Annotated in this window: 16 protein-coding genes and 1 riboswitch; of the genes, 10 read left to right on the top strand and 6 right to left on the bottom strand. The window is 60.9% G+C overall.

The genetic code is table 11. The features are described from left to right. The first annotated feature begins 233 nt into the window (after positions 1 to 233). Together ligB and CKW29_RS13010 are read left to right on the top strand one after the other, a co-directional pair. The gene (gene ligB, locus CKW29_RS13005) at positions 234 to 1,916 is read left to right on the top strand and encodes an NAD-dependent DNA ligase LigB (protein WP_095148631.1); all 1,683 of its coding nucleotides are present in this window, start codon (positions 234 to 236) and stop codon (positions 1,914 to 1,916) included. Positions 1,917 to 2,015: 99 nt separating this feature from the next. Further along, positions 2,016 to 2,411 carry a DUF1090 domain-containing protein gene (locus CKW29_RS13010; protein ID WP_095148632.1) on the top strand — a complete coding sequence of 132 codons (396 nt, stop codon included), beginning with the start codon at positions 2,016 to 2,018 and terminating at the stop codon, positions 2,409 to 2,411. A gap of 78 nt (positions 2,412 to 2,489) precedes the next feature. Here the strand turns inward: CKW29_RS13010 and CKW29_RS13015 are convergent, their stop codons facing one another. Continuing rightward, a complete protein-coding gene (locus CKW29_RS13015; RefSeq protein WP_095081472.1) occupies positions 2,490 to 2,939 on the bottom strand; it encodes a cytochrome c in 450 nt (149 codons plus the stop codon). A gap of 126 nt (positions 2,940 to 3,065) precedes the next feature. Between CKW29_RS13015 and CKW29_RS13020 the strand changes: the two genes are divergently transcribed. Then, entirely contained in the window at positions 3,066 to 4,238 is a 1,173-nt protein-coding gene (locus CKW29_RS13020) for a murein transglycosylase A (protein ID WP_095081473.1), read from the top strand. Between the two features lie 77 nt (positions 4,239 to 4,315). Here CKW29_RS13020 and CKW29_RS13025 read toward each other — a convergent pair whose 3' ends face one another. Then, complete coding sequence (locus CKW29_RS13025; protein WP_095148633.1) at positions 4,316 to 4,699, bottom strand: MAPEG family protein; 384 nt, start codon at positions 4,697 to 4,699, stop codon at positions 4,316 to 4,318. 35 nt (positions 4,700 to 4,734) lie between these two features. After that, on the bottom strand, positions 4,735 to 5,568 hold the full coding sequence (locus CKW29_RS13030; protein ID WP_095081477.1) for an EamA family transporter: 834 nt from the start codon (positions 5,566 to 5,568) through the stop codon (positions 4,735 to 4,737). A 194-nt stretch (positions 5,569 to 5,762) separates the two neighbouring features. Here CKW29_RS13030 and CKW29_RS13035 point away from each other — a divergent pair, with 194 nt between their 5' ends. Next, positions 5,763 to 6,932 carry an MFS transporter gene (locus CKW29_RS13035; RefSeq protein ID WP_095148634.1) on the top strand — a complete coding sequence of 390 codons (1,170 nt, stop codon included), beginning with the start codon at positions 5,763 to 5,765 and terminating at the stop codon, positions 6,930 to 6,932. Positions 6,933 to 7,007: 75 nt separating this feature from the next. Here CKW29_RS13035 and CKW29_RS13040 read toward each other — a convergent pair whose 3' ends face one another. Continuing rightward, positions 7,008 to 7,412 (bottom strand): acyl-CoA thioesterase, encoded by a 405-nt coding sequence (locus tag CKW29_RS13040; RefSeq protein WP_020295316.1) that lies wholly within the window; start codon positions 7,410 to 7,412, stop codon positions 7,008 to 7,010. A gap of 192 nt (positions 7,413 to 7,604) precedes the next feature. Next, positions 7,605 to 7,707: riboswitch (S-adenosyl-L-homocysteine riboswitch) on the top strand. Between the two features lie 22 nt (positions 7,708 to 7,729). On the opposite strand from CKW29_RS13040, the gene ahcY reads away from it, so the two are divergent. From ahcY to CKW29_RS13065, 5 genes are all read left to right on the top strand, one after another. Next, positions 7,730 to 9,139, top strand: a complete 1,410-nt coding sequence (gene ahcY, locus CKW29_RS13045; RefSeq protein WP_095148635.1) for an adenosylhomocysteinase — start codon at positions 7,730 to 7,732, stop codon at positions 9,137 to 9,139. 196 nt (positions 9,140 to 9,335) lie between these two features. Further along, a complete protein-coding gene (gene metF, locus CKW29_RS13050) occupies positions 9,336 to 10,181 on the top strand; it encodes a methylenetetrahydrofolate reductase [NAD(P)H] (RefSeq protein WP_095081480.1) in 846 nt (281 codons plus the stop codon). A gap of 86 nt (positions 10,182 to 10,267) precedes the next feature. Continuing rightward, on the top strand, positions 10,268 to 11,362 hold the full coding sequence (locus CKW29_RS13055) for a hypothetical protein (protein ID WP_095146122.1): 1,095 nt from the start codon (positions 10,268 to 10,270) through the stop codon (positions 11,360 to 11,362). A gap of 33 nt (positions 11,363 to 11,395) precedes the next feature. Beyond that, a complete protein-coding gene (locus tag CKW29_RS13060; protein WP_095148636.1) occupies positions 11,396 to 12,211 on the top strand; it encodes an ABC transporter substrate-binding protein in 816 nt (271 codons plus the stop codon). 227 nt (positions 12,212 to 12,438) lie between these two features. Further along, the gene (locus tag CKW29_RS13065; RefSeq protein ID WP_095146118.1) at positions 12,439 to 14,292 is read left to right on the top strand and encodes a DEAD/DEAH box helicase; all 1,854 of its coding nucleotides are present in this window, start codon (positions 12,439 to 12,441) and stop codon (positions 14,290 to 14,292) included. Between the two features lie 68 nt (positions 14,293 to 14,360). Here CKW29_RS13065 and CKW29_RS13070 read toward each other — a convergent pair whose 3' ends face one another. Both CKW29_RS13070 and CKW29_RS13075 read right to left on the bottom strand, forming a co-directional pair. Further along, positions 14,361 to 14,957, bottom strand: coding sequence for a YceI family protein (locus CKW29_RS13070; protein ID WP_095146116.1), 597 nt, complete (start codon positions 14,955 to 14,957; stop codon positions 14,361 to 14,363). Between the two features lie 31 nt (positions 14,958 to 14,988). Further along, positions 14,989 to 15,540: a cytochrome b gene (locus CKW29_RS13075; RefSeq protein ID WP_095146114.1), complete on the bottom strand. Its 552-nt coding sequence runs from the start codon at positions 15,538 to 15,540 to the stop codon at positions 14,989 to 14,991. A gap of 300 nt (positions 15,541 to 15,840) precedes the next feature. On the opposite strand from CKW29_RS13075, the gene CKW29_RS13080 reads away from it, so the two are divergent. After that, positions 15,841 to 17,247, top strand: a complete 1,407-nt coding sequence (locus tag CKW29_RS13080) for an adenosylmethionine--8-amino-7-oxononanoate transaminase (RefSeq protein ID WP_095146112.1) — start codon at positions 15,841 to 15,843, stop codon at positions 17,245 to 17,247. The last annotated feature ends 143 nt before the right edge of the window (positions 17,248 to 17,390 follow it).

A 17,390-nucleotide genomic window follows, 5' to 3' on the forward strand; every position in this document is an offset into this window, starting at 1 on the left:
GCGGCTACTCATCGAGGGCCGAGCGCTGTTGCCACAGCGCTCACCATGAGCCCGGATACATTAGCGCAAGCCAGCTTTACCGAAAACAGCCAAAGAGGTTGCAGGAGATGGGCTGACCATACATTTTTCATGGGCGCATGACTGGCCCGGACACACACTGCAAAGCTCCCGAGCGCGCCCGCGCAATGGCTGGTCTAGCCTTCAAGCATCCCCCCAGAGCAAGGATGCTCATGATGCGACCTGTGCACCTGTTGTCGATCGGCGCATGGCTGACCACTGTTTGCCTGAACGTCAACGCAAGCCCCTGCCCCGACTGGCCAGCCAAGCGCGCCTACGCGGAAATCAACGCCCTGCAACAGCAGATCAGCGACTGGGATGACAACTACCATCGACAAGGGCGTTCACTGGTTGCCGATGAGCTCTACGACCAGTCCCGCGCCCGCCTCGACAGCTGGCGCTCCTGCTTCAACCCGGGCACGACACCGGTCAATCCGTTAAGCACGGCTCGCGGAACGGTGCTCCACCCCATCCCCCATACCGGCCTGGATAAATTGAGCGATGGCCAGGCGGTCCAGGACTGGCTCGCCTCCCGCGATGACGTGTGGGCTCAACCCAAAGTCGATGGCGTTGCCGTCTCACTGGTTTATCGCAACGGGCGACTTGCACAGGCAATCAGTCGCGGCGACGGCATCAACGGCCAGGACTGGACTATCCCGGCACGCAAGATCGATGCAATCCCTCAGCAACTGACGCAACCTGTCGACCTGGTGGTGCAAGGCGAACTCTACTGGCGCCTGACCGATCATGCACAAGCCGCCGCGGGCAGCCTCAATGCCCGTGGCAACGTGGCCGGGCTGATGGCCCGCAAGACGCTGAGTCTTGAGGAGGCCAACAAGGTCGGACTGTTCACCTGGGACTGGCCCCAAGGCCCGAGCAACCTGCCAGCCCGTGCGACAGCACTGACCGAGCTGGGCTTCGCCACCACGGGGCCCTACTCCCAGCCGATCAAGACTTTCGCCGATGCCGAACATTGGCGTGACCACTGGTATCGCACACCACTGCCCTTCGCCAGCGACGGTATCGTTCTGCGTCAGCAGTCGCGGCCGCCGGCCGAACGCTGGCAAGCAAAATCGCCGTACTGGGCCATCGCCTGGAAATACCCCGTTGCCCAAGCGTTGGCGCAGGTGCGCAAGGTTCACTTCACGGTCGGCCGCACCGGGCGCATCACCCCGATACTGGAACTGGAGCCGATTACCCTTGATGATCGGCGGGTCAAACGGGTCAGCGTCAGCTCGCTGCAACGCTGGCAGCACCTGGATATCCGCCCCGGCGATCACGTCGCCATCAGCCTTGCCGGCCTGACCATCCCCCGGCTCGACAACGTTGTATGGCGCAGCACCGAACGGCCCGAAGTGCTGGCGCCACGCCCTGAAGACTTCCACCCCCTCAGCTGCTGGCAACCGACACCCGGATGCGAAAGCCAGTTTCGCGCGCGCTTGACCTGGCTCAGTGGCAAGCACGGCCTGGCGCTGCAGCATATGGGAGCCGGCACCTGGGAAAAGCTGATCGATGCCGGCCGCATCAAAGGGTTACTTGATTGGTTGACCCTTGAAGCTCAAGAGCTTGCTACCATTGATGGTTTCGGCGAGCGCAGTGGTGCCCGCCTGGCAACCAGTTTTCAACACGCCCGACAACAGCCCTTTTCACGCTGGCTGAAGGCCTTGGGCATGCCGCCGACGGGCAACGCGAGCCTTGCTGGCTCATGGAAGTCCCTGGCACAACGAGACACCGGACAATGGCAGGCCGAAACCGGAATCGGCCCAGGGCGCGCGGCGCAATTGAGCGCCTTTTTTCGCGACCCTCAGGTACAGGCATTGAGCGAACAATTACGCACGGCCGGCATCGACGGGTTTTAGAGGCCCGAATGTCCGGCAACGGTTGAACCCACCGGGTATTGATGCGCTCCAATCGACCATCTGCTCGCCGACTTGAACACGTTCTTAAACGGAGCCTTTATGAAATTTCTTGCACCGATTGCCCTGCTCGCCCTGTGCAGTGCCATCGTCACGCCCCTGATGGCTACCGAGCAAACACCGGAACTCACTGGCTGCGCAGCCAAGCGCCAGTCCATCAGCACCCAGATTGAACAGGCCAAGACCCAGGGCAATGCCGAACAACTGGCCGGCCTGGAAAAAGCCCTGAGCGAAGTGACCGCGCACTGCACCGATGCTTCGCTGAAGAAAGAGCGCGAAAACAAGGTGCTGGACGCCAAGCACGAAGTCAGTCAACGCCAGGCCGACCTCGACAAGGCGATGAAAAAAGGCGATCCGGAGAAGATCAACAAACGCAAAGACAAACTCGCCGAATCCCGCAAGGAACTGCAGCAGGCGCTGGAAGAACTGGACAAGTAATTCGGATCACACGTGCAGGAGCCGGCTTGCCAGCGCCTGCACATCAGCGTGAAACGTCAACCTGCGAAGACTCTGGACTCAGTGATCACGAAACTCTTTATGGCACGCACTGCAGGCGTCTTCGACCTTCTGCATCGCAGGCCCCAGGTTACTGGCCTTGTAGGGCTGCACCTGGCTGGCGATCACCAATTCACCGGTGGCGGCCTCAAGCGTGCGAGCCATGTCCTGGAAACGTGCCTGCTTTTGCCAGACCTCATCCTTGGCGCTGGTGTGGTCTTCTTCGCGAACCTGCGGGAAATGCTTCCACGGCTCGCGGGACAACGCGTCGAGCTTCACAGCACCCTCGGCAAATCGAGGCCCGTCGAACGGGATGCGGCCACGCAGCATGCCACCCAGGTCTTCGCCGGTCTTGAGCATTTGCTTGAAGATCGCCTTGCGCTGACCCAGCGGCGAGTTCGGATCGACGCCGCCACAGGCGGACAGCGCCAGGCAGGCCAGCAATACAACAGAAAGTCTTTTAAGAGTCATGGTGGCTCAAGGTTCGGAAATCGGCGGCCAGTATCCTCGCCTCATTCGCAAAGACCAATAGCCCTATTAACAATAAGGGTTGCCTGAGTGCTTGAGCACTCCGGCAGCCGTCACAGGAAGCACTGCATGAACAGCCGTTACAAGGCCTGGCGCAAAAGCCTGCTCTGGACCTTCCCGATGATCGCCCTGCTTGCCGGTTGCAACGGTGGCGATCATACCAAGCCACAAACCCACGCCATCGCCACCTATTCCAGCGCGACCTGGGACGCCTTGCCAGCGGTGTCCGATAACGACCTGCTGGCCGGTTTCGGCTCATGGCGCAGCGCCTGCACCCGCTTGAAGGCCGACCCGGTCTGGGGGGCGACCTGCGCGGCAGCCGCCAACGTGCCGCAAAACGCCGAGGCGATCCGCTCCTTCCTCAAGGAGCACCTGCAGGTCTATGGCTTGCGCTCCTCGGGCGGCAATGCCAACGGCTTGATCACCGGCTACTACGAACCGGTGTATCCAGGCAGCCTGACGCAAACGCCAGTGGCCAATGTGCCGGTTTACGGCATACCGGAAGACATGATCATCGTCTCCCTCGACAGCATTTACCCGGAACTCAAGGGCAAGCGCCTGCGAGGCCGGCTGGAGGGGCGAGTACTCAAGCCCTACGACGATGCCGCGACCATCGGCGCCCAAGGCGTCAAGGCGCCAACACTGGCCTGGTTGACCGACCCGATGGACCTGCAGTTCCTGCAGATCCAGGGCTCGGGTCGCATTCAGCTCGAAGATGGCCGCCAACTGCGCATTGCCTATGCCGACCAGAACGGTCATCCGTACCGGCCTATCGGCCGTTGGCTGGTGGATCAGGGCGAGTTGAAAAAAGAAGACGTGACCATGGGTGCCATCAGCGCCTGGGCCAAGGCCCACCCGACACGCATCCCGGAACTGCTGGGCAGCAACCCGAGCTACGTGTTCTTCACCCGCAACCCGGAGAGCAACGAAGGCCCGCGCGGCTCACTGAATGTGCCGCTGACATCGGGCTACAGCGTGGCGGTGGATCGCAAGGTGATTCCGCTGGGCAGCCTGTTGTGGCTATCCACCACTCGGCCAGATGGCACCCCGCTCGTGCGGCCAGTCGCCGCACAGGATACCGGCGGCGCGATTACCGGCGAAGTGCGGGCCGACCTGTTCTGGGGCACGGGCGATGCCGCCGGGCAATTGGCCGGCGACATGAAACAGCAGGGTCAGATCTGGATGCTGTGGCCAAAAGGCGTGGCGTTGCCACAGTTGCCGCAAGTGACTGACGCCAAGTAAGTAGCCGCCATCCTGCCGCCGCCTGCGCTCGAAGACACAGGCCGCGGCAGCGACGGCAACTACATCGGCGCGCCGCTTTAGAGCGAGACGAAGAAGAAACTGATGATCAGTCCCATGCCGACAAACCACACCAGCGAACGCAGGATCGCCCAGTCCGCCAAGTAGCAAATGATGTACAGCAGGCGACTGGTGATGAACAGTACCGACAGTACGTTGATGGTCACCAGTTCCGCATTGCCGGCCAGGTGAGCGACGATGACCGCGGCGGCAAATGCCGGTGTGACTTCGAAACTGTTGAGCTGGGCCGAGTGAGCCCGCTTGGCGAAGCCGTCCAGGGTTTCCAGGAAGGACCGCGGGTCATGATTATCCCGAAGCCGGTACCCACCCCCGACCTTGGCGATGCCAATACACAGGTATGGCAGGAAAATCGCGATCAAAATGCACCACAAAGCAACAGTCATTACGGGTTCCTTTTTTAAGTTTTACGATCATTCGCTCAGAACTTCATCACCAGCATACCGATCAGCACCAGCCCACAGGCCAGCAGCCGTGGCCTGCCGAACGGTTCTTTCAGGTAACGCATGCCGAACAGCACCACCAGGATCACACTGATCTCGCGCAGTGCCGCCGCCTCGGCAATCGACCCCAACTGCATGGCCCACAGCACCAGAGCGTAGCTGAACAACACGCAGAATCCGACCGCCAGCCCCAACCGCCATTGCTCGCGCCAGAACAGCAAGAACGCAGGACGCTTGCGCACCAGCGCCAGCAGCGGGAACGGCCAGGCACTGAGCAGCGTGACCCACACCAGATAATCCAGTGGATGCGACCAGCGCCGTAGCGCCTGGCCATCGATGAAGGTGTAGCAGCCGATGCACAGGCCAATCAACGCCACCACCGGCAGCATCGACCAGGGCAGCCGCTCGCCACCACCGCCCTGCCACAGCAGGCAGAGCATGCCGAACGGGATCAACAGAATCCCGAGGATTTGTTGAGGGGTCAGCACTTCACCGGCGAAGATCAGCGTCAGTGCCAGCACCACCAACGGCGACAACCCGCGCATCAACGGGTAGACCAACCCCAGGTCGCCCACCCGGTAGGCCTGGATCAGCAAATAGCGATAGAGCAACTCGAACGCCGCCGAGGCCAGGATCCACGGCCAGATCGCCAGGGGTGGCAGGTTCACGAATGGCAACATCAGCGCGACGAAGAGCATCGCCACGCTGTCCATGCAGGCCACCACCAACAGTCGCTCAGCACTGAATTTGATCAGGGTGTTCCAGGCCGCGTGCAACAGCGCCGCCACCAGAACCAGAACCGTCGCCAGCACGTCGCCTCCTTGCTCGATAGAATTGATTCGCCATAGATCAGCAGCTGTTTATACTGCAACCGACCACGCTGCACTCACTTGCGCACATAACTTATTCCAAAAAATTCCGCTGCTGCCCGACTCGACACCGAATCGGGGGGCCGGCATGCGTTTGCCTGATCAGAGCGTCAAGACTAACGACAGAGACCTTGCGCATGCCACTGGCCTTGCTTGCTTTGGCTGTTGCCGCCTTCGGCATCGGCACCACTGAATTCGTCATCATGGGCTTGCTGCCCGATGTCGCCCGCGACCTGGGTGTCAGCATTCCCGACGCAGGGCTGCTGATCACCGGCTATGCCCTGGGCGTGGTGTTCGGTGCACCGATCCTCGCGGTCGGCACCGCCAACATGCCGCGCAAAGCCACGCTGCTGGGCATGACGCTGATGTTCATCCTCGGCAACATCCTCTGCGCCCTGGCGCCGAACTACAGCACGCTGATGGCGGCCCGGGTGATCACCGCACTGTGTCATGGCGCGTTCTTCGGCATCGGTTCGGTGGTGGCCGCCGGGCTGGTGGCCCCCAACAAGCGGGCCCAGGCGATCGCGATGATGTTCACCGGCCTGACCCTGGCCAACGTGCTTGGTGTGCCGCTGGGCACGGCACTGGGGCAGTACGCTGGCTGGCGTTCAACCTTCTGGGCGGTCTCGGTGATCGGCGTGATTGCCGCCATCGCCCAATGGCTCTGGTTGCCCAAGGCAATTGCCATGGACAAGGCCAACCTGGCCAGTGAATTCAAAGTGCTGGGCAAGGCCAACGTGCTGCTGGCGCTGGGCATGAGCGTGCTGGCGTCCACCAGCCTGTTCAGCGTTTTTACCTATATCGCGCCGATTCTGCAGGACATCACCGGTGTCAGCCCCCATGGCGTCACCGTCATGCTGTTGCTGTTCGGTGTCGGCCTGACCGCTGGCAGCATGCTCGGCGGGCGCCTGGCAGACAGCCGCTTGCTGCCTTCACTGGTGGGCATGGCCCTGGCGGTGGTCATTGTATTGGCCGCCTTCAGCCAGACCAGCCACTCGGTCATCCCGGCGGCCATTACCTTGGTGCTGTGGGGAATCTTTGCCTTTGCGCTGTGCCCGATCCTGCAACTGCTGATCATCGACCAGGCCCATGAAGCGCCGAACCTGGGCTCGACCCTGAACCAGAGCGCCTTCAACCTCGGTAACGCGGCAGGCGCCTGGATCGGCGGGCTGGTGGTGGCCAGCGGTGCCAACCTGGCCGACTTGCCGTGGACCGGCGCCCTGGTCAGCGGTTTGACCGTGCTGACGGCACTGTTCTTTATCTACCTGCAACGTCGCCGCGCTGCGACGGAAACGGTCCCCGGCTGAGACTTTCGCTGGGGCCGTGCAACGAAGCCAAACTCCGTGGCGAGGGAGCAAGCTCCCTCGCCCCAACGACCGCCATCATTCGACCGCGGCGTCATCCTGGAACTGGTCCTTGACGTACTTGATCTCGGTGCGGCCGTGCGGTGCGGGCAGGCCGTCTTCACCCAGATTGACGAAGACCATCTTCTCCACGGTGAGGATGCTTTTGCGGGTGATCTTGTTGCGTACTTCACACGTCAGGGTGATCGAGGTACGACCGAATTCGGTGGCGGTGATGCCCAGTTCGATGATGTCGCCCTGGCGCGAGGCGCTGACGAAGTTGATTTCGGAAATGTACTTGGTCACTACGCGCTGGTTGCCCAGCTGAACGATGGCATAGATCGCCGCTTCTTCATCGATCCAGCGCAACAGGCTGCCGCCGAACAGTGTGCCGTTGGGGTTGAGGTCTTCGGGTTTTACCCATTTGCGGGTGTGGAAATTCATGGGGGGGCGGGGCTCCGAGGGGGATGGACGCAAGGTTTACCCCCCCAGCTTCAAGTTTCAAGCGACAAGCTGCAAGTAAAAGCCGATCCGCTCTTACTTGCCGCTTGCGGCTTGCCACTTGCAGCTCAAAGAAAGCTATAATCGCCTCCGTTTCAAAACGGTCATCTTCGATTGCTACCGTTTTCCCGCCACCTGTCCGAGGGGCGCTGCAGCAGGTTCGACCTGTCAGGCTCGGATGGGGCGTTGCCTGGCTTTGAGTAGCCAGACTTTAAACGCACAACGGCGCCCATTCGCATACTTACGAATGGAGGCTCTTCATGAGCGCTGTCAACACGCCTGCAGATTTTAACGACTACAAAGTCGCCGACATGTCCCTGGCTGCCTGGGGTCGTCGCGAAACCATCATCGCCGAATCCGAAATGCCAGCCCTGATGGGTCTGCGCAACAAGTATTCCGCCGAGCAACCGCTCAAGGGCGCGAAAATCCTTGGCTGCATCCACATGACCATTCAGACCGCCGTGCTGATCGAAACCCTGGTTGCCCTGGGTGCCGAAGTACGCTGGTCGTCCTGCAACATTTTCTCGACCCAGGACCAGGCTGCAGCCGCCATCGCCGCTGCCGGCATCCCGGTTTTCGCCTGGAAAGGCGAGACTGAGCAAGAGTACGAGTGGTGCCTGGAGCAAACCATCCTCAAGGATGGCGCGCCATGGGACGCCAACATGATCCTCGACGACGGCGGCGACCTGACCGAGCTGCTGCACAAGAAGTATCCGGCTGTCCTGGACCGTGTACACGGCGTGACCGAAGAAACCACCACTGGCGTACACCGCCTGTTGGACATGCTGGCCAAGGGCGAGCTGAAAATCCCGGCCATCAACGTCAACGACTCGGTGACCAAGAGCAAGAACGACAACAAGTACGGCTGCCGTCACAGCCTGAACGATGCGATCAAGCGCGGCACCGACCACCTGCTGTCCGGCAAGCAAGCGCTGGTCATCGGTTACGGTGACGTGGGCAAGGGTTCCGCTCAGTCCCTGCGTCAGGAAGGCATGATCGTCAAGGTTTCCGAAGTCGACCCGATCTGCGCCATGCAAGCCTGCATGGACGGTTTCGAACTGGTTTCGCCGTTCATCGACGGTATCAACACCGGTACCGAAGCGAGCATCGACAAAGCGCTGCTGGGCAAGATCGACCTGATCGTGACCACCACCGGTAACGTCAACGTCTGCGATGCCAACATGCTCAAGGCTCTGAAGAAGCGTGCTGTTGTCTGCAACATCGGCCACTTCGACAACGAAATCGACACCGCTTTCATGCGCAAGAACTGGGCATGGGAAGAAGTGAAGCCACAGGTTCACAAGATCCACCGTACCGGCGCTGGCGATTTCGACCCACAGAACGACGACTACCTGATCCTGCTGGCCGAAGGCCGCCTGGTTAACCTGGGCAACGCCACTGGCCACCCAAGCCGCATCATGGACGGTTCGTTCGCCAACCAGGTACTGGCCCAGATCTTCCTGTTCGGCCAGAAGTACGCCGACCTGTCGCCAGCCCAGAAAGCCGAGCGCCTGACCGTTGAAGTACTGCCGAAGAAACTCGACGAAGAAGTGGCCCTGGAAATGGTTCGCGGCTTCGGTGGCGTGGTCACTCAACTGACCAAGCAACAGGCCGAGTACATCGGCGTGACCGTCGAAGGCCCGTTCAAGCCGCACGCTTATCGCTACTAAGCAGCTGCAAGTTTCAAGCTTCAAGCTTCAAGCTTCAAGCTTCAAGTAAGAGCATCGTTTACTTGCGACTTGAAGCCTGTGGCTTGCTTCTTCATCGCTATCATGCAGCCGTGAGCTGCAAGCTTCTTGCGCAAGACTCGGCGCTCTGCCCTCTTGCAGCTTGTAGCTTGCAGCTTGCTGCTGGGAGGCACTCCTGATGTCCCAAGATCGTCGCTACAGCTTCGAGTTCTTCCCGACCAAGACCGATGCTGGGCATGAAAAGCTCATCGCCACTGCCCGTCAGCTGGCCGGCTACAACCCCGACTTTTTCTCCTGCACCTATGGCGCTGGCGGTTCGACCCGTGATCGCACCCTCAACACCGTGCTGCAGCTTGAAAGCGAAGTCAAAATCCCTGCCGCGCCGCACTTGTCCTGCGTGGGTGACAGCAAAGCCGACCTGCGCGGCCTGCTGAGCGAGTACAAGGCTGCCGGCATCAAGCGCATCGTCGCCCTGCGCGGCGACTTGCCTTCGGGCATGGGCATGGCCAGCGGCGAAATGCGCCACGCCAATGACCTGGTTGAATTCATTCGTGAAGAGACCGGCAATCATTTCCACATCGAAGTCGCCGCCTACCCGGAAATGCATCCGCAAGCACGCAACTTCGAAGACGATCTCACCAACTTCGTGCGCAAGGCCAACGCTGGCGCCGACAGTGCGATCACCCAGTACTTCTTCAACGCCGACAGCTACTTCTATTTCGTCGAGCGTGTACGGGCCATGGGCGTGGACATCCCGATCGTGCCGGGCATCATGCCGATCACCAACTACAGTAAGCTGGCACGCTTCTCCGACGCCTGCGGTGCGGAAATCCCGCGCTGGATCCGCAAGCAACTGGAAGCCTACGGCGACGACACCCAGAGCATTCAGGGTTTCGGTGAACAGGTGATCACGCAAATGTGTGAACGTTTGTTGCAGGGCGGCGCACCAGGGCTGCATTTCTATACCCTGAACCAGGCTGAGCCTAGCCTAGCTGTCTGGAACAACCTGAAGCTGCCGCGCTGACACCGGCATCGTCTTCAGGAACAAGGCTCTGGCGAAAACCAGGGCCTTTTTTTTATTTGTCATATCACCAGGGTAAAACGTAGTAGATGTCGATACCTCATCCAGCCCCCACCCCCCAACTGATCTATCTGGTTTACGGGGCAAGCACCTACCACCAGGAAGCGGTCTTCAGCATCGCCAGCGCCTTGGCGGGGCTGCGAAAAACGCCGGGCGAAGCACTCGACATCCAGGTGTTCACTGATAACCCCGCGCCCTATCGTGACTTGCCAGTGCGTATCCGCGAGCTGGACGAAAGCACCCGTCAACGCTGGATTGCTCCTCACGGCTATCACTTCCGCGCCAAGCATGTGGTCATGCAACAGGTGCTGCGCGAATCCGAGCGGGCACTGCTGATCGACACCGACACGTTTTTCCATTGCTCGCCATTGGAGCTGTTCCGACGCATTGAGCCCGGCACGCTGCTGTGCAACGCGCTGGGCATGCCTTATGGCGCCAACCGGCAAACCCGGCTTTACCAGGCCCTGGCCCCGCTGCTGCAGCAACGACAACTGGCAGACGACCAGATGCCCTTGCTGAACTCCGGCGTGATCGGACTTGAGCGTACGGATGCCGATGTCCTCGATCACTCGATCGCCTTGATGGACGAGTTGTATCCCCTGGCCCAGGGCGCCTATACCCTTGAAGAGTTCTGCCTATCGGTGGCCGCCTACCGCACCCGGAACGTGCGCGAATGCACCGACCTGATCCATCACTACTGGAGCCGCAAGGAACTGTTTCGCGCCAAGATCAAGGCCTGGCTGGACAAGCACGGGGATGACCCCACCAGCGCTTTCGCCCTGGATGAAACCGGCCTGGTGACGGCCACCCTGCCTCGCCCGCCCACATTGCAGCGCCTGGCCTACAAAATCATTACCCTGGCCTTGCCCCGGCAACAGCGCCAATTCATGCGCGAAATCCTCTACGGCTGCTACCGTCACCCCAATCCGTTTGATCAGGCATGCACGCCCGTCTGGTGGGAAAAGGCCCGTGACAACCTCGAAAAGCGCTTGAAACGACCGCTTCAGAGCCACCAACTGGAACGCTGGTTCAACCACCCGATCAATCGACTGGTGCTCGGCCAACGAAGAAACGCCATTTACCTACATCTGATGCAGACAAAAGGCGACTCTGCCTCAGGCTAGCTATTTCACTACCTCTCGTCGTAATCTCAAACGATGCCCGTCATTGCCCAACTGCTGACAGCTGTACTTTTTGCTTGCCTGAGCCTTAGCGCCCGGGCGGAAAAATTGCGCATCGTCACCGAGCCCTGGGCTCCCTACGTTTACGAAGAAAACGGCCAGGCCCGCGGACTGGATTACGAAACCACGGCGATTGTCTTCCAGCGCCTGGGAATCGAAGTGCAATGGCAGTTCCTGCCCTGGAAACGCTGCCTGCAAATGCTCGACCAAGGGCTGGCCGACGGTGCGCTGGACATTTTCCACAGCAATGAGCGCGACGCCACGTTGCTCTACCCCAGCGAGCCGCTGTCGCAAGTCGAATTCGTGATGTTCTACGCCAATGCCCGCCCTCACCCCTTCCGCACCCTGGAAGACCTGCGCGGCCTGACCATCGGCACCTCCCCCGGCTACCTGTACAGCCAGGACTTTCGTGAATCGACGTTGTTCACCCGCGAACCGGCGCCGACCCATGAAGCCAACTTCGGCAAGCTGGCGCGCGGGCGCATCGACCTGCTGATCACCGACCGCCGAGTGGGCCAGACCCTGCTCGACAGCCTGAACCTGCGCGATCAGATCAGCGAAAGCCCGACCGTCATCAGTCAAGAAAGCCAGTTCCTGGCCGTACGCCGCAATGCCGGCATGGACCTGCTAGTGCAACGCTTCGGCGCCGAACTCAAGCGCTTCAAGCGCGAACCGGCCTACGCCCAGCTCAGCGCGCGCTATGGCGCAGCACCCGCCTCCGCGGCCCAGTTGGCGACGCCGCAAGCGGGCAATGAAAAAACCGTTGAGCAGCAGGAAAGCAGCGCACACTGATTGCTCTGTTATACTCCGGCCTTCCCGCCAGGCTTACGCCCGGACGCTCGGGACTGTTTAAGGCCTCTCGACATCGCTACAGCGCAGCTTTCCAGCCCGCGCGAGCACTCGAAGTTGAGCCTTCAGGCCCCAGCAGGACCGGACGCGATTGCGCTTCTCTCAAACGCCACTCGCGCCAGGCAAGACTATCCCATTGGGCCAAGCCCTAACTAAAAACAGGATTACTCATGTCCTTTGCTTCCCTCGGTCTCTCCGAGGCTTTAGTCAGCGCCATCGAAGCCGCCGGCTACACCCAGCCTACTCCGGTGCAACAGCGGGCCATTCCCGCCGTGTTGCAAGGTCGCGACCTGATGGTCGCGGCACAGACAGGCACAGGCAAGACCGGCGGTTTCGCCCTGCCGATTCTGGAACGCCTGTTTCCCAACGGTCACCCGGACAAATCCCAGCGTCACGGCCCGCGCCAACCGCGCGTACTGGTCCTGACCCCGACTCGCGAACTCGCCGCCCAGGTGCATGACAGCTTCAAGCTCTATGCCCGCGACCTCAAGTTCGTCAGCGCCTGCATCTTCGGCGGCGTTGGCATGAACCCGCAGGTTCAGGCCATGGCCCGTGGCGTTGACGTGCTGGTTGCCTGCCCGGGTCGCTTGCTCGACCTGGCCGGCCAAGGCAGCGTCGACCTGTCCCACGTGGAAATCCTGGTACTGGACGAAGCCGACCGCATGCTCGACATGGGCTTTGTCCATGACGTGAAGAAGGTCCTCGCCCGCCTGCCGGCCAAACGCCAGAACCTGCTGTTCTCGGCGACGTTCTCCAAGGACATCACCGACCTTGCCGGCAAGCTGCTGCACAACCCTGAGCGCATCGAAGTCACGCCGCCGAACACCACGGTCGAGCGCATCGAGCAACGGGTCTTCCGCTTGCCTGCCAGCCACAAGCGTTCGCTGCTGGCGCACCTGATTACCGCGGGCGCCTGGGAACAGGTACTGGTCTTCACCCGCACCAAGCACGGCGCCAACCGCCTGGCCGAGTACCTGGACAAGCACGGCCTGAGCGCCGTGGCGATCCACGGCAACAAGAGCCAGAATGCCCGTACCAAAGCCCTGGCTGACTTCAAGGCCGGCGAAGTGCGCATCCTGGTGGCCACCGACATCGCCGCACGCGGCCTGGACATCGACCAGTTGCCACACGTGGTCAACTTCGAACTGCCGAACGTCGACGAAGACTACGTGCACCGTATCGGCCGTACCGGCCGTGCCGGCCGTTCGGGCGAGGCCATCTCGCTGGTAGCACCGGACGAAGAAAAACTGCTGAAAAGCATCGAGCGCATGACCAAGCAGAAAATCGCCGATGGCGACCTGATGGGTTTTGACGCCAGTACCGTAGAAGCGGAAAAGCCTGAAGTACGCGAGCGTCCGGATGTGCGTAACCCGCGCAACCCACGTGGCCCTCGCGGCGACGGTCCGAACGGCGGTGGTGGCGGTCGCAAGGACAAGGGCAAGGACAAGGGTGGCAAGGAAAAAACGGCCGCCACCCGTGGCGAGCGCCCTGCGCAGAAGCCGCGCGAAGGCACTCCAGCCCGTGAACAGCAGCGCCCCGCTCCACGCGCCGCCGCTGATCGCGCACCGGACGAGTTCCTTGACGACGATATCGACAACTTCGGTAACCGTGTCGACTACGTGCCTCAGCAACCGAAAAACCAGGGCCGCGGCCGTCGTCCAGGCGCTCCGGCACAAGGTGCAGGCGCAGGCGCTCCGCGTACGGGTCAACCGCAAGGCCGTCAGAACGGTCCGCGCAACAGCAGCGGCGGCACCACCGGAACTCCACCGGCCAAACGCAGCGGCCCGCGTAGCGGTGCTCCTCGTGACGGCCAGGCCCGCCGCGAAGACTCGCGCACCCGTCGTCCGGCCCGTGACGATCAGGCGCGCCAGGAACCGGCGGTACAAAACCCGCGCGGCGGCCCGGCACCGAAGATCATTCACAAGGAGTCCAAGAGCGATCGCTTCCCGACACCTGAGCAGCTCGATCAACTGCCAAGCCGTCCACGCGGCGAAAAACCAGCGTTGCTGACCCGCAACCGCTGATTTTTCAAGCACCATGAAAAACGCCCCGGATCTTGCGATCCGGGGCGTTTTTGTTGTAGCTGCGAAAATTACTTCGCTTTCACGCCTTCAAACGTGATGTACAACTCAACCGCGTCGGAAGCCGGGCCCAGATTTTTCTGCTTGCCGAAATCGCTACGCTTGATGTGGGTGGTACCTTCGAAGCCCGCACGGTAGCCGCCCCATGGATCCTTGCCTTCGCCCAGGAAGGTGGCCTTGACCACCACCGGCTTGGTCACGCCCAGCAGGGTCAGGTCGCCTGTCACGTCAGCGGTTTCTTTACCCTCTGCGTTCTTGCCAGTGGACTTGACGCTGGTGGAGACGAACTTGGCATCAGCAAACTGGCCCGCATCCAGGAAGTCTTTGCTAGTGATGTGCTTGTCACGCTCGGCATGGTTGGTGAACACACTGCCAGTGCGTACGTTGACTTCGATCTTGCTGTCTTCCGGCTTGGCCGCGTCGAAGCTGAACTTGCCATCCAGGTCCTTGAAAGTACCGGTGATGTAGCTGTAACCCAGGTGGCTGATCTTGAAATCAACGAAGGCGTGCTGGCCTTCCTTGTCGATCACATAGTCCGCGGCCATCACCTGACCTGCCGACAATACTGCAGTACCAATTGCCAGAGCGGCGAGAGTCTTTTTCAACATGCTTTCTATTCCTTGGAGTCGAGGTTGAACATCAGGCTTTGCGACCCAGCATCCGGGTCAGCGTCACATCACGATCGAAAAAGTGGTGCTTCAATGCAGCCAATGCATGGAGGCCGGAAAAAATGACCAGCGCCCAGGCCAGATAAAAGTGAATCACACCCGCTATGTCTGCCTGGTCCGGTAGACCGGAAATCAAGGCAGGGACTTCGAACAGGCCAAACACCGGAATCCCGACACCGTCTGCGGTGGAAATCAGGTAGCCGGTAATCATCACGCCGAACAGGCCCAGGTACAGAAACCCGTGACCCAGCTTGGCGCCGAGGCGAGTCATGCGGTCGTAGCTGGCCAGAATCGGCGGTGGCGGGCTGAGAAAGCGCCAGAGCCCCCGCAATACCATGACCGCGAAGAGCACCAGGCCGATGCTTTTGTGCAAGTCGGGCGCGTCTTTGCGCCAGGTGCTGTAGTAATCCAGCCCGACCATCCACAAGCCCAGCGCAAACAGGCCGACAACGACCAGCGCCACGCTCCAGTGCAGAAAAATACTGACCCAACCATATCGGGAAAAAGAGTTACGTAGCTGCATTGCCCAAATCCTGTAAGAACTGCGACCAAGACTATCGAGTTATCTATCGATTTAAAGCCGAAAATTTCGCTTTGAAATATCGAGAAATACGATCAAGAGCCTGCAACAGGATGGTTAAGGAAAGATTAACGCCGTGGCAAGCTTCTCTCCCCGGCACACCAGGCGTGCCCCCGGACGCCGCCGACTCGTCAATGCAAACACGTGAAAAAGCCACAATAGGTTGTCCGCATCCCTTTCATTGCATAGGCTTGCGCGACTGTTTGCCCGCGAAACAAGCGAGCCGTCTCGAGGAGAATGAAAATGGGCCTGAATAATCAGTGGATGCAGCGCGATCTCGCGGTCCTGTGGCATCCCTGCACCCAGATGAAAGACCACGAACAACTGCCGCTGATCCCGATCAAGCGCGGCGAAGGCGTGTGGCTCGAAGACTTCGAAGGCAAACGTTATCTCGATGCGGTCAGCTCCTGGTGGGTCAACGTCTTCGGCCATGCCAACCCGCGGATCAACCAGCGAATCAAGGACCAGGTGGATCAACTGGAACATGTGATCCTTGCCGGTTTCAGCCATCAGCCGGTGATCGAGTTGTCCGAGCGCCTGGTGAAAATGACTCCGGAAGGCCTGACCCGGTGCTTCTACGCCGATAACGGTTCGTCGTGCATCGAAGTCGCGTTGAAAATGAGCTTCCACTACTGGCTCAACCGCGGCCTGTCGAACAAAAAGCGCTTCGTCACCCTGACCAACAGCTACCACGGCGAGACCATGGCCGCGATGTCGGTGGGCGACGTGCCGCTGTTCACCGAAACCTACAAGGCCCTGCTGCTGGACACCATCAAGGTGCCAAGCCCCGACTGCTACCTGCGCCCCGAGGGCATGAGCTGGGAGGAACACTCGCGCAACCTGTTTGCCGCGATGGAGCAGACCCTGGCGGAAAACCATGACACGGTCGCGGCAGTGATTATCGAACCGCTGATCCAGGGCGCGGGCGGCATGCGCATGTATCACCCGGTGTACCTGAAACTGCTGCGCGAAGCCTGCGACCGTTACGGCGTACACCTGATCCTCGACGAAATCGCCGTTGGTTTCGGCCGTACCGGCACGATGTTCGCCTGTGAGCAGGCCGGTATCCGTCCAGACTTCCTGTGCCTGTCCAAGGCCCTGACCGGCGGCTATCTGCCGCTGGCGGCCTGCATCACCACCGACGACGTCTACAGCGCCTTCTACGACGACTACCCGACCCTGCGCGCCTTCCTGCACTCCCACAGCTACACCGGCAACCCGCTGGCCTGTGCGGCCGCGCTGGCGACCCTGGATATCTTCGAGCACGACAACGTCATCGAGAACAACAAGGCCCTGGCCCAGCGCATGGCCTCGTCCACCGCGCACCTGGTGGACCACCCTAACGTCTCGGAGGTGCGCCAGACCGGCATGGTACTGGCCATCGAGATGGTCCAGGACAAGGCCAGCAAGACCGCCTACCCATGGCAGGAACGCCGTGGCCTGAAAGTGTTCCAGCATGCGCTGGAGCGCGGTGCGCTGTTGCGCCCGTTGGGCAGCGTGGTGTATTTCCTGCCGCCCTATGTGATCACCCCCGAGCAGATCGACTTCCTCGCCGAAGTCGCCAGCGAAGGCATCGACATCGCCACCCGCGACAGCATCAGCGTGGCCGTGCCGAAGGACTTCCACCCGGGGTTCCGTGATCCGGGTTAAGCCCTATCGATGACCCACTGTGGCGAGGGAGCTTGCTCCCGCTGGGGCGCAAAACGGCCCCAAAACCTGCAACCGTGTTTCACCGGTTAAAACGCATCCGCCGGGTTACGGCTGCTTCGCAGCCGAGCGGGAGCAAGCTCCCT

The sequence above is a fragment of the Pseudomonas sp. Irchel s3a18 genome (genome assembly GCF_900187535.1).
Lineage (GTDB): Bacteria > Pseudomonadota > Gammaproteobacteria > Pseudomonadales > Pseudomonadaceae > Aquipseudomonas.

What these genes read in the sequence shown, in the direction of transcription:
- CKW29_RS13070 (WP_095146116.1), bottom strand. Translation starts at nt 14,957, where the DNA reads ATGTTGAAAAAGACTCTCGCCGCTCTGGCAATTGGTACTGCAGTATTG.
- CKW29_RS13035 (WP_095148634.1), top strand. Translation starts at nt 5,763, where the DNA reads ATGCCACTGGCCTTGCTTGCTTTGGCTGTTGCCGCCTTCGGCATCGGC.
- CKW29_RS13040 (WP_020295316.1), bottom strand. Translation starts at nt 7,412, where the DNA reads ATGAATTTCCACACCCGCAAATGGGTAAAACCCGAAGACCTCAACCCC.
- CKW29_RS13010 (WP_095148632.1), top strand. Translation starts at nt 2,016, where the DNA reads ATGAAATTTCTTGCACCGATTGCCCTGCTCGCCCTGTGCAGTGCCATC.
- CKW29_RS13055 (WP_095146122.1), top strand. Translation starts at nt 10,268, where the DNA reads ATGTCGATACCTCATCCAGCCCCCACCCCCCAACTGATCTATCTGGTT.
- CKW29_RS13080 (WP_095146112.1), top strand. Translation starts at nt 15,841, where the DNA reads ATGGGCCTGAATAATCAGTGGATGCAGCGCGATCTCGCGGTCCTGTGG.
- ahcY (WP_095148635.1), top strand. Translation starts at nt 7,730, where the DNA reads ATGAGCGCTGTCAACACGCCTGCAGATTTTAACGACTACAAAGTCGCC.
- CKW29_RS13060 (WP_095148636.1), top strand. Translation starts at nt 11,396, where the DNA reads ATGCCCGTCATTGCCCAACTGCTGACAGCTGTACTTTTTGCTTGCCTG.
- CKW29_RS13025 (WP_095148633.1), bottom strand. Translation starts at nt 4,699, where the DNA reads ATGACTGTTGCTTTGTGGTGCATTTTGATCGCGATTTTCCTGCCATAC.
- CKW29_RS13020 (WP_095081473.1), top strand. Translation starts at nt 3,066, where the DNA reads ATGAACAGCCGTTACAAGGCCTGGCGCAAAAGCCTGCTCTGGACCTTC.
- metF (WP_095081480.1), top strand. Translation starts at nt 9,336, where the DNA reads ATGTCCCAAGATCGTCGCTACAGCTTCGAGTTCTTCCCGACCAAGACC.
- ligB (WP_095148631.1), top strand. Translation starts at nt 234, where the DNA reads ATGCGACCTGTGCACCTGTTGTCGATCGGCGCATGGCTGACCACTGTT.
- CKW29_RS13075 (WP_095146114.1), bottom strand. Translation starts at nt 15,540, where the DNA reads ATGCAGCTACGTAACTCTTTTTCCCGATATGGTTGGGTCAGTATTTTT.
- CKW29_RS13015 (WP_095081472.1), bottom strand. Translation starts at nt 2,939, where the DNA reads ATGACTCTTAAAAGACTTTCTGTTGTATTGCTGGCCTGCCTGGCGCTG.
- CKW29_RS13065 (WP_095146118.1), top strand. Translation starts at nt 12,439, where the DNA reads ATGTCCTTTGCTTCCCTCGGTCTCTCCGAGGCTTTAGTCAGCGCCATC.